This is a genomic window from Pseudomonas mandelii (assembly GCF_002251635.1).
Lineage (GTDB): Bacteria > Pseudomonadota > Gammaproteobacteria > Pseudomonadales > Pseudomonadaceae > Aquipseudomonas > Aquipseudomonas mandelii_B.
This window is the reverse complement of record NZ_NMOJ01000146.1, coordinates 17885-30898: the sequence shown is the minus strand read 5'-3', so window position 1 is coordinate 30898 and position 13014 is coordinate 17885. Positions and strand designations below refer to the sequence as shown.

At 62.2% G+C, this 13014-nt stretch carries 14 protein-coding genes and 2 pseudogenes; 2 read left to right on the top strand and 14 right to left on the bottom strand.

From position 1 onward, the window contains the following. A partial coding sequence (locus tag B7L09_RS19425) for a RidA family protein (protein WP_094470211.1) occupies window positions 1-346 on the bottom strand: 346 nt, incomplete at its 3' end. Between the two features lie 10 nt (window positions 347-356). Then, window positions 357-1599, bottom strand: a pseudogene (locus B7L09_RS19420) (D-amino acid dehydrogenase). A gap of 109 nt (window positions 1600-1708) precedes the next feature. Between B7L09_RS19420 and B7L09_RS19415 the strand changes: the two are divergent. Beyond that, on the top strand, window positions 1709-2620 hold the full coding sequence (locus B7L09_RS19415) for a LysR family transcriptional regulator (RefSeq protein ID WP_094470210.1): 912 nt from the start codon (window positions 1709-1711) through the stop codon (window positions 2618-2620). Between the two features lie 110 nt (window positions 2621-2730). On the opposite strand, the gene trhA is transcribed toward B7L09_RS19415, so the two are convergent. Further along, a complete protein-coding gene (gene trhA / locus B7L09_RS19410; RefSeq protein ID WP_094470209.1) occupies window positions 2731-3348 on the bottom strand; it encodes a PAQR family membrane homeostasis protein TrhA in 618 nt (205 codons plus the stop codon). 129 nt (window positions 3349-3477) lie between these two features. On the opposite strand from trhA, the gene B7L09_RS19405 reads away from it, so the two are divergent. Next, entirely contained in the window at window positions 3478-4398 is a 921-nt protein-coding gene (locus tag B7L09_RS19405) for a LysR family transcriptional regulator (RefSeq protein WP_094470208.1), read from the top strand. Between the two features lie 71 nt (window positions 4399-4469). Here B7L09_RS19405 and madM read toward each other — a convergent pair whose 3' ends face one another. From madM to istB, 11 genes and pseudogenes are all read right to left on the bottom strand, one after another. Then, the gene (gene madM / locus B7L09_RS19400) at window positions 4470-5240 is read right to left on the bottom strand and encodes a malonate transporter subunit MadM (protein WP_094470213.1); all 771 of its coding nucleotides are present in this window, start codon (window positions 5238-5240) and stop codon (window positions 4470-4472) included. Between the two features lie 5 nt (window positions 5241-5245). Next, entirely contained in the window at window positions 5246-5638 is a 393-nt protein-coding gene (madL, locus tag B7L09_RS19395) for a malonate transporter subunit MadL (RefSeq protein ID WP_217902014.1), read from the bottom strand. Window positions 5639-5702: 64 nt separating this feature from the next. Further along, window positions 5703-6614 (bottom strand): malonate decarboxylase subunit epsilon, encoded by a 912-nt coding sequence (gene mdcH, locus B7L09_RS19390; RefSeq protein ID WP_094470207.1) that lies wholly within the window; start codon window positions 6612-6614, stop codon window positions 5703-5705. Then, a complete protein-coding gene (locus B7L09_RS19385) occupies window positions 6611-7222 on the bottom strand; it encodes a malonate decarboxylase holo-ACP synthase (RefSeq protein ID WP_094470206.1) in 612 nt (203 codons plus the stop codon). Before B7L09_RS19385 ends, mdcH begins: the two co-directional genes overlap by 4 nt. Next, complete coding sequence (mdcE, locus tag B7L09_RS19380) at window positions 7216-8019, bottom strand: biotin-independent malonate decarboxylase subunit gamma (protein ID WP_094470205.1); 804 nt, start codon at window positions 8017-8019, stop codon at window positions 7216-7218. Before mdcE ends, B7L09_RS19385 begins: the two co-directional genes overlap by 7 nt. Further along, window positions 8016-8867 (bottom strand): biotin-independent malonate decarboxylase subunit beta, encoded by an 852-nt coding sequence (locus B7L09_RS19375; RefSeq protein ID WP_094470204.1) that lies wholly within the window; start codon window positions 8865-8867, stop codon window positions 8016-8018. Before B7L09_RS19375 ends, mdcE begins: the two co-directional genes overlap by 4 nt. Then, window positions 8860-9159 carry a malonate decarboxylase subunit delta gene (locus B7L09_RS19370; protein ID WP_094470203.1) on the bottom strand — a complete coding sequence of 100 codons (300 nt, stop codon included), beginning with the start codon at window positions 9157-9159 and terminating at the stop codon, window positions 8860-8862. Before B7L09_RS19370 ends, B7L09_RS19375 begins: the two co-directional genes overlap by 8 nt. Further along, a complete protein-coding gene (locus tag B7L09_RS19365) occupies window positions 9159-10013 on the bottom strand; it encodes a triphosphoribosyl-dephospho-CoA synthase (RefSeq protein WP_094470202.1) in 855 nt (284 codons plus the stop codon). The genes B7L09_RS19370 and B7L09_RS19365 overlap by 1 nt, the downstream gene beginning before the upstream one ends. Then, on the bottom strand, window positions 10013-11683 hold the full coding sequence (gene mdcA, locus B7L09_RS19360; protein ID WP_094470201.1) for a malonate decarboxylase subunit alpha: 1671 nt from the start codon (window positions 11681-11683) through the stop codon (window positions 10013-10015). Before mdcA ends, B7L09_RS19365 begins: the two co-directional genes overlap by 1 nt. A gap of 269 nt (window positions 11684-11952) precedes the next feature. Beyond that, a pseudogene (locus tag B7L09_RS19355) lies at window positions 11953-12192 on the bottom strand (transcriptional regulator); the annotation flags it as partial. A 55-nt stretch (window positions 12193-12247) separates the two neighbouring features. After that, window positions 12248-13003 carry an IS21-like element ISPpu7 family helper ATPase IstB gene (gene istB / locus B7L09_RS19350; protein WP_010454877.1) on the bottom strand — a complete coding sequence of 252 codons (756 nt, stop codon included), beginning with the start codon at window positions 13001-13003 and terminating at the stop codon, window positions 12248-12250. Between the last annotated feature and the right edge of the window lie 11 nt (window positions 13004-13014).

Below are 13014 nucleotides of genomic sequence, written 5' to 3'. Positions count from 1 at the left end.
TACGTACAGCAATCACGCTGATTTCCACCAGCACCTCGGGACGGGCCAGTTGCGCCTGCAAAGTAGTGCGGGTTGGCGCTATGCCCGGTGACAGCCACGCCGCCCACACTTGATTCATCGGTGCAAAACCGGCGCCGATGTCTTTCAGGTAAATCGTTGCGTTGAGCAGGTGGTCCTTGTCGCTGCCCGCCTGCGCCAGTAACGCATCGATCCTGGCCAACACCTCGCGGGTTTGCGTGGCTACCTCCTGGCCTTCACCCGGCACCTGGCCCGAAAGGAACACCAGGTCCTTGAAGGTGACGGCACCCGAGAGGCGTTCGTTGCTGTTGATTCGGTTGATGGTCATGGCTTTATCCTCAAGCGGCGCTGGGCGCCAGGCCCTGCATATCAATGGAAGGAACCCGCTGGCCGATCAACTCGGCGAGCAGTTGGCCGCTGCCGCAGGCCAGGGTAAAACCGAGCGCGCCGTGGCCCAGGTTCAGCCACAGGTTGCGGTACGCACTGGCGCCGATCAGCGGCACCCCGGTCGGCGTGGCGGGGCGCATACCGGCCCACTCAACGGCGCGGGTGTAATCGCCAGCACGGGGAAACGTCTCGAGTGCCTGGCGCTTCATCAGTGCCAGGCGCTTTGGCTCAAGGCGCGCATCAAAGCCGACGATATCGACCATGGCCGCCACCCGCAGCTGCTGGCCGATGCGCGCGTAGACGATCTTGCGGTCATAGTCGGTGATGCTCACATTCGGCGCCTGATGCTGCGCGCCAATCGGCACGCTCAGGCTGTAGCCCTTTAGCGGGTAAAGCGGCAGCGACAACCCAGGCAAGGCCAATTCAGCACTGCGATGCCCGGCCGCCAGCACCAGCTGCTCGACCGGCATCACGTCCGAACCCATTTCGACAGCCTGCACCGCGCCATCCGCGTGGCGAATGCCGGTGACCTTTCTTCCCGAGCAAAAAAGTGCAGCGTCCCGAGGCCTCAAGCCGCGCCGCGAGCCGCCGGCAAAAGGCATGGCAATCAGCAACCTCTTCGCTGGGCGTATAGATGCCACCGACAAAACCACCGCTCGCCAACGCCGGGTCCAGGCGTGCGCAATCGGCGGCCGACAACACTTGCTGTTGCAAGGTATCAGTGACCTTGCTGCGCGCATGCTCAAAGGTGCCCGCGCTGCGAAAGGTCACCAGTTTGCCGTTGCGCCGCCAGTCGAAGCCGTCGAGGCGGTCAGCTTCTCGCCATTGCTCCAAGGTGGTCTGGCTCAAGGACGCCAGACGCAGCAGGTGGGCGGCATTGCGTTTATTCACCGAGCCACGGCAGGCGCCGATAAAGGCCGCCATCCAGCGCCATTGCTGGGGGTCGAGCCGGGGGCGCAGCGTTAGCGGCGAGTCACCGCGCAACAGCCAGCCAATGGCTTGCAACGGTACGCCGGCGTCGGCCAGCGGCGCCACATAGCGGTAGGACAGTTGCCCACCGTTGGCGAAACTGGTCTCGCTGCCCAAGGTGTCGCGCGCTTCAATCACCGTCACCTCATGGCCTGCACGCACCAGGGCGTAAGCACTCGCTAACCCGATGACGCCACCGCCAATGATGCAAACCCGCTTGGCCATTCCCGCCACCCGCTCTTGAATTAACTTGGGCTCAAGCGTAGGGCCAGGTGACAGGCCACCGACAATGAATAAAGATGGGCCACCTATAAACAAAGGTTATGGACGTGCCATGCGCTTGCGTCACATCGAAATTTTCCAGGCCATCCGCCAGACCGGCTCTGTCAGCGCCGCTGCGCAGTTGCTGCATGTCTCGCAACCGGCGGTGACCAAGGTGCTGCAGCACGCCGAGTTGCAGCTGGGCTTCCCGCTGTTTCTGCGGGTGCGCGGCAAATTGCTGCCCACCCCGGAGGCCCTGGCGCTGGAAAGCGAAGTCGAGAAAGTCACCGAGAGCCTGCAAGGTGTGCGACGCCTGGCCAAGAGCTTGCGCCGTGAGCCTGGGCAAAGCGTGCGCATTGGTGCCATTCCGGCGTTGGCCTTGTCGCTGCTGCCGCCAGCGATTCTGGAATGGACGCGCGACTACCCGACCATCGCCTGCGAGCTGTCCAGCGACCATAGCCGCGAATTGGTGCAGAAGCTGTTGATGCGCGAGATCGACCTGGCGCTGACGCTCAACTTCTCCGGCCATCCCGGTTTGACCACGCAAGTGCTGGCCAATGGGGTGTTGGTAGCATTGGCCTCCAAGGGTTATTGGCCAGACGCCGAGATGAGCAAGCCATTGCCGCTGATCGAACTGGCCGACGCGCCGCTGATCGGCCTGTCCAGCGCCGATCCGCTGGCGGCCAGGCTCGACAGCTACCTTGAGGCGGTCGAGCCGCCACCACGGGTTCGCATCGCCGTGCAGACCTATTCGCTGGCGCGGGCGATGGTTGAATCCGGTGCCGGGCTGGCGGTGATCGACCCGTTTACTGCGCTTGGCGCATCCCCCGCCACCACGGCGATTCGACCTCTGGCGCCAGCGTTACCGATCACGTTGTATGCGGTCACCCGCGCCGACGAACCGCCGCCCCATACCTTGAGCGACTTGTTGCAGGTGTTCAGCCGACGGGCGCAGGCACAACTGGATCGCCTGTGTGACTTCTAAGGCCCCATCGCTGGCAAGCCAGCTCCCACAGGGTTCAGTGTTGAACATGAATTTTGTGTGCCACACGTAACCTGTGGGAGCCGGCTTGCCGGCGATGGCCGCGACACGGTTCAAAGGACGTAAAACGTGATCGCCACGAAGTGCAGCACACTCCCCGCAATCACGAACAGATGCCAGATCCCGTGGGCATGGCGCAAACGACTGTCCAGCGCAAAAAAGACAATGCCCACGGTGTACAACACGCCGCCCGACGCCAGCCAGGCAAAACCCGTGCTGCCCAACGCCGCGAGCAACGGCTTGACGGCCACCAGCACGATCCAGCCCATCACCGCGTAGATCACAATCGATAGAATCCGGGCCTCGGAGCGTGGCTTGATCTCTTGCAGGATGCCGATCACGGCCAGCCCCCACACGATCCCAAACAGCGTCCAACCCCACGGCCCGCGTAGCGTCACCAGGCAGAACGGCGTGTAACTGCCGGCGATCAGCAGGTAGATCGAAAAGTGGTCGACCTTCTGCATGATCGCTTTTCGTCGCCCNCGCACGCTGTGGTAAACGGTCGAGGCGCTGTAAAGCACCATCAAGGTAAACCCGTAAATCGCCACGCTGACAATCTTCCACGGGCTGCCGTCCATGCTGGCAATCACCAGCATCCACACCACCCCGACCGTCGCCGCCACCGCCCCGACCAAATGCGTCCAGGCGTTCAATCGTTCCCCGTGATACATGTGTTGCTCACCTCAACATTCGTTACAACATTGCGCAAGGCTCAGGCCTTGAGCTTAAAAGCGCAATGTTTCAGATCAAAAATCCCCTCATACGTGCACAATCGAGCCATTCGAATAAGAGTCCGCGCCATGCTGATCGACGAAGAATTGACCCTGAAAAAACTCGAAATCTTCCTGGCGTTCATGCGCACCGGCAACCTGGCCCGCGCCGCTGCCGAGCTGCAAACCAGCAATGTCAGCGTGCACCGCGCCATCCACTCGCTGGAAAACGCCCTGCGCTGCCCGCTGTTCAAACACGAAGGGCGCAACCTCACCCCGCTGGAAAGCGCCTATGTGCTGGAAGAGCGCGCGCAAAAACTGGTGGCCGACGTGGTCGACAGCGTGCGCCTGACCCGCGAAGCCGCCGGCTTCTCCGCCGAACGCTTCAAGCTCGGCTCGCTGTATTCACTGACGGTCAAGACCGTGCCGCAGCTGATCATGGGCCTGAAAATCCGACGCAGTGAACTGAATATCGACCTGATCCTGGGCTCCAACTTCGACCTGCTGTACAAGCTCAAGAACATGGAAGTCGACGCAATCCTGGTGTCCCTGGACGACAGCGTCAACGACCCGGACTGCGAGCAGATTCCGCTGTTTTCCGATGACATCTTCCTCGCCACGCCGGCGGATTCGAAGTTCGCCCAACGGGCGGAAGTTGACCTGGCCGAAGTGCGCGACGAAACCTTCATCACCCTGACCCAGGGCTTTGCCACGCACCAGGACGGCAATCGGGTGTTCAAGCAAGCGGGGTTCGAGCCGAAAGTGGCGATGCAGGTCAACGACATCTTCACCCTGCTGAGCATGGTCAGCTCAGGCGTGGGTTATGCACTGCTGCCGGGGCGGATTGCGGCGGTGTATGAGAACCGTGTGAAGCTGATCCCGTTACAGGAACGGTATAGGTTGCAGCAGCACATCGGCGTGGTGTTTCTAAAGGCCAAGGAGCGCGATCCGAATTTGTTGGCGTTGCTGGCGGAGTGTCGGATGTATGCCAATCGGAATGCTGCGGTGTGACTAAGAACCACCCCTCACCCCAGCCCTCTCCCCAGAGGGGAGAGGGAGAAAGGGAGCAGATTGGGGGCCTTTCAAGACCTGAGTTCGACTCGATACTTCAGGAGAAACAGCAACGAAGGCCCGAGTAAACAGCCCAATGCCGTGTAGAACGCGGCGGTCAGGCAACCATAAGGCACCAGTTTCGGATCCGTGGCCGCCAACCCGCCCGCCACACCGCTGGATGTCCCCATCAAGCCCCCGAAGATCACCGCACTGCGTGGGTTGTTCAGACCAATCATCGGCGCCACGAACGGCGTCATGACCATCACCAGAATGGCTTTGATCAACCCTGCGGCAATCGACAGCGCCATGACCTCGGAACTGGCACCGATGGCAGCCCCGGTCACCGGACCGACGATATATGTCACAGCCCCGGCACCAATGGTGGTCAGGCTGACCGCATCGGTGTATCCGAAGGCCATGGCCACGGCGACACCCGCGATGAACGACGTCCCGACGCCGACGAATAACGCCAGTACTCCGACAAAACCGGCACGTTTGAGCTCATCGACACTGACGCCAAACGCCGTGGCCACAATGGCGAAATCGCGCAACATGGCACCGCCCAGCAGGCCGATCCCGGACAGCAACGGGATGTCCACCACGCCTTTCTGGCCACCGGTCAACGCACCACCGACATACGACAACAACAGGCCGAGCAAAATGGCGATGGCCGAGCCGTGCAAGCGGCCTTTGGTGAACGTATTGGAAATCCAGTAGGACACCCACATGGTCACGCCGACAATCAGAAAGCCACTGATCAGGCCGTAACCGGTAATTACCTTCATCATCGATTCGTACATGGCGATCACCCTACCGTCTTCGGAGGAATGACAGAGGCGGGTTCCTTGTTGCCGATGCGTACCAGCACCGGCACCAAGGCAAAGGCGATAACCACCGCTGCCGTCCCCGCCAGAATCGCCATCGGCCCACCCTTGAGTGCGCCCACGACGTTTTGTTGCGCGGCCATCGCGACAACCACNGGNATGTACATNGCACCCCAGAAGCCGACGCCCATCTCACAATCCTTGGTCATGCCGCCGCGTTTTTGCATCCACAACCGCGCGCAGATCAGCAGGATCATCGCGATGCCCACCCCGCCCACGTTGGATTTGACGCCGAGCAACACGCCCAGCATGTCACCCATGATCACCCCTGCCAGCGTACAGATCGCGAGGAGCGCCACACCGTAAATAATCATTGTTGTTATCCTCAAAGTGCATCGTCGAATGTTGTTTTTGTTGTTCGAAGGCCTGAGTCGGTGTCTAGGGTTGGCGGCTTCCCTCCTCACGCAACAGCGCCTGCAAGGTATCAAGGCGAGCACCGTCGAAGGCAATCACGGTGCCCTGCTCGAACACCCGGCGCGCCAGCCCGGTCAGCACCGCACCGGGTGGCAGTTCGATCTGTAGACGCACGCCGCGCTCGTAAGCGCTTTGCACGGTGCCGCGCCAATCCACCACGCGGCACATGTTGAAAGCGAGGTCGTCGCGCAAGGCTTCAATATTGATGATCGGCCGGGCGCGGCTGCCGCTCAGGTAACCCAATGTCGGTGTTTTCAGTTGCACGCTGGCGAAGGCTTTGGCCAGGGTTTGACCGGGGACGTCCAATAAAGGACAGTGCGACGGCACGCTGACAGCCAACCGTTTTGCCAGACCGGCACCGCGAACTTTCGCCAACCCGGCGACGGCTTTCATTGCCACATCGCTGCCGGCAATGACCACCTGGTTATCAGCATTGATATTGGCCAGATAAACCGGCGTATCGACGCTGTGAACCTGCGCCAGCAACCCTTCCACCGCCGCCAGATCCAGACCGATGATCGCGGTCATGCCGTAGCCCTGTGGATAAGCCTGCTGCATCAGCTCGCCGCGCAGGCTGACCAGATGCAGCGCATCGCTGAAGCTCAGCGCGCCCGCCACCACTGCCGCTGGATAAGCGCCGATGGATAAGCCCGCGACGTAATCCGGCGCCATGGCTAACTGGCGCGACGACGCGACACCGGCGATCAACAAGCAAAGCTGAACAGCCCTTGTCGACTTCAACGCCTCGGCGGAATCCAGCAGCAAAGCATCTTCGCCGAGCACTTCACTGGCCTCGGTCACCGTTTCGAGAGGCAAACGGTGGAGCATGCCCGGCTGCTGCGCGCCCTGGCCGGGGAACACCAGCAAACTGCTCACGCTGCTTGCTCCCAAGGATCAATCACCAGGCTGGCCTCACGGGCGTTTTTCAGCAATACCCGACGGGCAGCACCGGCCCATTCCCGCAGGGCGACGGCGCCGAAAGGCGTCTGCAACTGCATGTCCACCTGACATGCGGCAGCGTCCAGCATTTTCACCAGCGCCTGCGCCTTCAATCGATCCATTGGTTGCGGGGTGCGCAGGATCAAGTCGAGATCACTGCCCTCGTGCAACGCCTGAATACCGCTGGCCAATTCAAACCCGGCGCTGCCGCTGACGCCCCACACCCAACCGCAAGCATCGAGCATCGGCCGCAAATCATTGAGGGCGTGCACTGCCGGCAAATCCCGGTCAATCAAGACATGACAAAGGTCTTCCGGTTTGACGCGGTGAGCAATCGCATCGATCAACATCACCGTTGCAAAGCGCTGCTCACGCAACCGCCCACGCACCCCGACCGCGATGCAATCCGGCGCGCTCAAAGCACGCCGAACCACCACCGGCTGACCCGCGCGGATCGACTCGACCACCCACGCAGGTGCGTCGACCGGCAGCTGCTCTGGCGTCATGCCCCAGAGCAGGTCGTGGGCCAGAATCGTATTCACCACTGCGCTCTCAGCAGTTCGCGAACGGTGCTTGATGCCGAACGGTTGGTCGCGCCCAAGCGGCTGCTCAGGTCACGTCCGCTGGTGGCAACATCGTCAATGGCAAGGTTCAGGCATTCAGTCACCCGCGCCAGATCCGCCGTTGTCGGCTGCTCGATCTGCTCCACCGACAAGGTTTCCCAAAGCAATCCCAGGCTCGCATAGCTATCGATGTCATACGCCATCGGCGGCACGCTTGCAGCCAGGGCTTCGAGCTCCTCGACACTGCGCAAGGTCACCCGCGCCGCTGAAGCCTTGCCCATCGCATGCACCATGACGCCCGGATCACGCAAGGCAATCAAGCGATTGGCCTGATACCCATGGGCCAGAAACGCCCCGGACATCGCCTTGCCCACCAACAAACCGATCACCGCATGGCCGGCCAACCGGGCGCGGGCATAACTGTCCGCCGCCCCGGCCAGGGCCTGATGAATGCCGAGCGCTTCTTCGCGCCGACCGTAAGCCTGGCTCGGCACATCGACGATGGCGACCAAGGCGCGTTTGTGCGGTTTATCCGTGTCTGCGGCGATGACATCATCCACCGCCTTCGCCAGGCCCCAACCTTCCAGCAGACCGACCTCGCCATTGCGCGCACGGACGAAGCGGTTATCGGGATCAGCCACCACCGCGATAAAGCGAACAGGCTGATCACCCAACACACCGTCGGCCACCTTCAAAGAAGAGGGCAAACCATCAACCGGTTTCGCACCTGCACTCAAGGCGTTGAACCAGTTCAAACCTCTCAGGGAATACGAACTCATGAGCGCTCTCCTTGATACAGATCGCGAACCGTTGCCGGATCGATTTGCGGCGTAGCGTCCAGACGAGCCAGCCGTTGCAGGAACAGGTCGGCCTGACGGCTGCGTTGTTGTTCCGGCAAACCTTGCTTGAGCAACTCACCGACCTGCTGCTGAATCTGCGCCACGTCGTCGGCGACATAACGGTCCACCAAACCACTGGCGAAACGCTGCTCGCCACCGGTCAGGCTCCAGATGAAAGGACGGTCGCGGGAGTCATATTCCTCAAGCCCCGCCTCCTGCTCGATCACTTGCGGACCATTCAAACCAAGCCGCGCTTCCTGAGTCACCAGCAAATAGCTGCACAACCCGGCGGCAATNGACATGCCGCCAAAGCAACCGACGCTGCCCGCCACCACGCCGATCACCGGCTGGTACTGGCGCAAGTCGACAATCGCCGCGTGGATATCGGCAATTGCAGCAAGCCCGAGGTTGGCTTCCTGCAGGCGTACGCCGCCGGTTTCCAGCAGCAGCACGGCGCGGGTCGGGATGCCCTTGCGGTTGTCTTCAGCCGCCAGCTCCAGGGCGCCAGCGATTTTCGCACCGCCGACCTCACCGAGGCTGCCGCCCTGGAAGTTGCCTTCGATAGCCGCAACCACCACCGGCAATCCGGCAATACTGCCCTTGGCGATCACCACACCGTCATCGGCTTGCGGCACTACGCCCTGGCGCGACAGCCACGGCGACATGACGCGTTGAAACGGGTCGAGCAATTCACGGAAGGTGCCGGCGTCGAGCAAGGCTTTCGCCCGTTGCCGGGCGCCGAGTTCGACGAAGCTGTGCTTGTGAAGGAGTTCTGTACTGTCAGTCATGACCGATCTCCTCGAAGCCTTGTTCCAGACGCAAGCGCACCACGCCGGGGGTGGCGCCGAAATCGTGGATATCAATCTTCAAGGCTGGGGGCATCTGTTCCTGGAAGATCCGCTCAAACAGATGCTGCCAGCGTTGCTCCGCGCCATTGACCGAGGTCTGCACCTTGATCGTCAATTTGCCGGCCTGACCCGGTTCGATCAGCACTTCCAGATCGCCCGAGCCGACACAGCCCACCAGCGCACGGCCTGTTGGCGGCTGCCCGGCGGGGAATTCAAAGGATAAGGTTTCCATCACAACGCTCCGTCGAGGCGGTCGATAAACAGGCAGGCGGCCAACAGGTCGGCGGCGCCGCCGGGCGACGCATTCAATGCGATTAATTGTTCGTCCAATTCGTGCAGGCGGCGGCGACCGGCGAGGCTGGCACTGCCGCCCGCATCGAGCACCGCTTGGGCACCAAGCTGCATGGTGTGCAGGCCGTGTTCGCCGGCGCGGTAGAGCACGCAGGTGTCGGCCAGGTTCGTCATGATCGCGAGCAAGGCATCGAGCCGGGCGTTCTGCTCGCCATGGCCCAAGGCGCGACTGCGTTTGAGTTGTGGCAGTGCGCGGTGCAGCACCGAAGGAAAGCCGAGCTGCGCTTCTTCACGGGCACCGCGTGCGCCGTAACGTTGGGCGACTTGGGCGCCATGGCTNAGTGGCCGTGGTGCGTAACGGTCATCGAGTAACGCGAGGCGTGCAGCACGCAAAGCCATCGAGCCGGCGGCACCGGATTCAGGCTCAAGCGCGCAGGCCGTGACCAAAAGGCCCAAGGCCCAGATCGCCCCACGATGGGTGTTCACGCCGCCCGTCGTGGCGAGCATCGCTTGCTCCCCTTCCCGACCGATCCGGCCAACGGCTTCACGCAGCGGCACGCCGACTTCGCCACACTCAATGGCGGCTTCAGCCATCGCCTTGAACATCGGCCACAGCGACAGCGCCGACGCGTGCATCAGCCCCAGGTGCAAATCGGTGTGAGCGCCATTGCCACGACGGTCGACCAACGCCGGTTTCGGCGACAGGTCCGCTTCGTCGATCAGCGCGTCCACCGCCAGGTCCGCCAGCTGTTCAGCCAGGGAGAGTGTTTTCGGTTGCAGGTTGAATGCGTGCATTACCAACTCCTGAACTTGGCGGGCGGGTTGTAGAGGCCACCGGACCACTCCACCAGGTCGGCCACGCTCTTGGCGGCCAACAGTTCGCGGGTGGCGTCGGTGCGGCGGATACCGAGGTCTTCGGGCAACGCGATCAAGCCTTCGCGGCGCATGCGCGCGGTGTCCTTGGGGTTGTGGCGCATGCCGATAGCGGTGACGCCGGCGACAGCGGCGATCATCGCCTGACGCTCTTCCAGGGAGCGCGCCTTGTACAGGTAGGCGATGCCTTCTTCGGTGAGCAGGTGGGTGACGTCGTCGCCGTAGATCATGATCGGCGCCAGCGGCATGCCGCTTTTGCGTGCGACTTCCACCGCGTCGAGGGTTTCGACGAAGGTAGGTTTGCCGCCTTCCTGGAAGGTCTCGACCATTTGCACCACGAGTTTTTTGCCGCGTTCGAGCAAGGCTTCGGGCGCGTCATCGTGGCGCATATCCAGCCAGGCCGGGGTGCCATGGCGACGACCACGCGGGTCGTGGCCCATGTTCGGCGCGCCACCAAAACCCGCCAGGCGGCCACGGGTCACGGTGGAGGAATGCCCGTCGCCGTCCACTTGCAGGGTGGCGCCGATAAACAGGTCCACCGCGTACTGGCCGGCCAGTTGGCAGAACATACGGTTGGAGCGCATCGAGCCGTCGCGGCCGGTGAAGAACACATCCGGCCGTGCGGCGATGTAGTTTTCCATGCCCAGCTCGGTGCCGAAGCAATGCACGCTTTCGACCCAGCCGCTTTCGATNGCAGGGATCAAGGTCGGGTGCGGATTGAGCGTCCAGTTGCGGCAGATCTTGCCCTTCAAGCCAAGGGATTCGCCGTAGGTCGGCAGGATCAATTCAATGGCGGCGGTGTTGAAACCGATGCCATGGTTGAGCGACTGCACATTGTGTTTTTCGTAGATGCCACGGATCGCCATCATCGCCATCAGCACATGCACCGGCTTAATGTGGCGCGGGTCGCGGGTGAACAGCGGCTCGATGTAGAACGGCTTGTCGGCCACCACCACAAAATCCACCCAACTGGCGGGGATGTCGACGCGCGGCAGGTCGCTGACATCGTCCACCAGTTGGTTGACCTGGACGATGACGATGCCGTCGCTGAACGCGGCCGGTTCGATCAATGCGGGGGTGTCTTCGGTGCTTGCGCCGGTGTAGATATTGCCGGCGCGGTCGGCCATGAAACCGGCCGAGAGCACGACGTTGGGGATCAGGTCCACCACCAGCCGTGCGTAGAGTTCGATATACGTGTGGATCGCGCCGATTTCCAGCAGGCCGTCTTCGAGCAACTGGCTGATGCGCAGGGATTGGGTGCCGGCGAAGGAGAAGTCGAGCTTGCGCGCGATGCCCTTTTCAAACAGGTCGAGGTGCTCGGAGCGGCCGACGCTGGGCATGATCATGTGCAAATCGTGGAGCTTGGCCGGGTCGGCCTTGGCCAGGGAACGCGAGAGGAAATCGGCTTGCTTCTGGTTGTTGCCCTCCAGCACCACGCGGTCGCCGGGCAGGATCAGGGCCTCCAGCGCTGCAACGATGTTGTCGGTGGGCAGCACCACACCGTCGGCCAGACCTCGCACAAGCTCGAGACGCCGCTGCTTTTCGCTGCGCCGCCGCGTCCATCGCGAGTCGGGGGATATTGTTGTTGTCATGACCACTCCACGGGTTCGCTGTCGTGGGAGTCACCTTAGGAGGGTTGGGTGGGCGGCATCAATCAAGCAGAGTGGTGGATTGTTACGGTTAGGGTAATGGTTTGAAATGTTGGGTGGGTGTTAGATCCACCCCTCACCCTAACCCTCTCCCCAGAGGGACGAGGGGACTGACCGAGGTGTCTTACGCTATANCCCTTAATCGGTCCCGGGCCGAGCGCATCAGTCCATCACACTCCTTGCGATCCGGCGGCTCTGCCTTCAAGCCACCGCTACGTTGCAGGTTCTCCAGGTTTGGCTTGCTGTCCATCCGTGGATTCCAGGGGGTTGCCCCCCATCAGATTGATCTTGTCCTGCTGCACGACCCGCTGCACAAAACTGTTCCCGGCATTCCATTTGCCGATCCAGTCTTCGAGGGTGTAAAGCGTCGGGTTGATGGTGCGGCCCAGTTGCTCTTCCAGCGGCATGAGCTGCTCCATGACTTCACTGTAGTTGAGGCTTTCACCTATCATGTTCCACGATCATTCGGACAGGCAGTCGGAGCGCAGCGACGCAGGGGTGGCATTGTTAGTCTGAGGTGCCCGGCGTCGTCAATTTCTGCGTCCGTTTGCGCATTGATTCACCCTTCAGATTGATCCGATAAGCGTTGTGCACCAGGCGGTCGAGGATGGCGTCGGCCAGGGTCGGGTCGCCGATCAGCTCGTGCCAGTTGTCCACCGGCATCTGGCTGGTAACGATGGTCGAGCGCTGGCCGTAGCGGTCGTCCAGTAGCTCCAGCATGTCGCGCCGCTGTTCGGCGGTGAACGGGGCTAGGCCCCAGTCGTCGAGGATCAGCAGGTCGGTCTTGGCGTAGCTGCTCATCAGCTTGGCGAAGCGGCCGTCGCCATGGGCCAGACCCAGTTCTTCCAGCAAACGTGGCAGGCGCAGATAGCGCACGCTGTAGCCCTCTCGGCAGGCCTGGTGGGCCAGGGCGCAGGCCAGCCAGGTTTTACCGACACCGGTGGGGCCGCCGATGATCAGGTTGAGGCCGTCGCGCAGCCACTGGCCACTGCTCAGTTGCAGGATCAGCGCCTTATCCAGTCCGCGCGGGCTACGGTAGTCGATGTCTTCGAGGCAGGCGTTGTGCTTGAGCCGGGCCTGGCGCAGGCGGCTGCTCAGGCGCTTGTCATCGCGTTCGGTCAGCTCGCGGTCGACCAGCAGGCCGAGGCGTTCCTCGAAGCTCAGGCTGTCGATTTCCGGGGTTTTCAGTTGTTCATTCAGCGCCTTGAGCATGCCGTGCAGGCGCAGGGTTTGCAGCTTGTCCAGGGTCGGATGGGGCAGCATGGTGAGTTTCC

Excerpts from the sequence above, each read along its gene's own strand:
- B7L09_RS19415 (WP_094470210.1), top strand. The coding sequence starts at position 1,709 with ATGCGCTTGCGTCACATCGAAATTTTCCAGGCCATCCGCCAGACCGGC.
- B7L09_RS19405 (WP_094470208.1), top strand. The coding sequence starts at position 3,478 with ATGCTGATCGACGAAGAATTGACCCTGAAAAAACTCGAAATCTTCCTG.
- madM (WP_094470213.1), bottom strand. The coding sequence starts at position 5,240 with ATGTACGAATCGATGATGAAGGTAATTACCGGTTACGGCCTGATCAGT.
- mdcE (WP_094470205.1), bottom strand. The coding sequence starts at position 8,019 with ATGAGTTCGTATTCCCTGAGAGGTTTGAACTGGTTCAACGCCTTGAGT.
- B7L09_RS19370 (WP_094470203.1), bottom strand. The coding sequence starts at position 9,159 with ATGGAAACCTTATCCTTTGAATTCCCCGCCGGGCAGCCGCCAACAGGC.
- istB (WP_010454877.1), bottom strand. The coding sequence starts at position 13,003 with ATGCTGCCCCATCCGACCCTGGACAAGCTGCAAACCCTGCGCCTGCAC.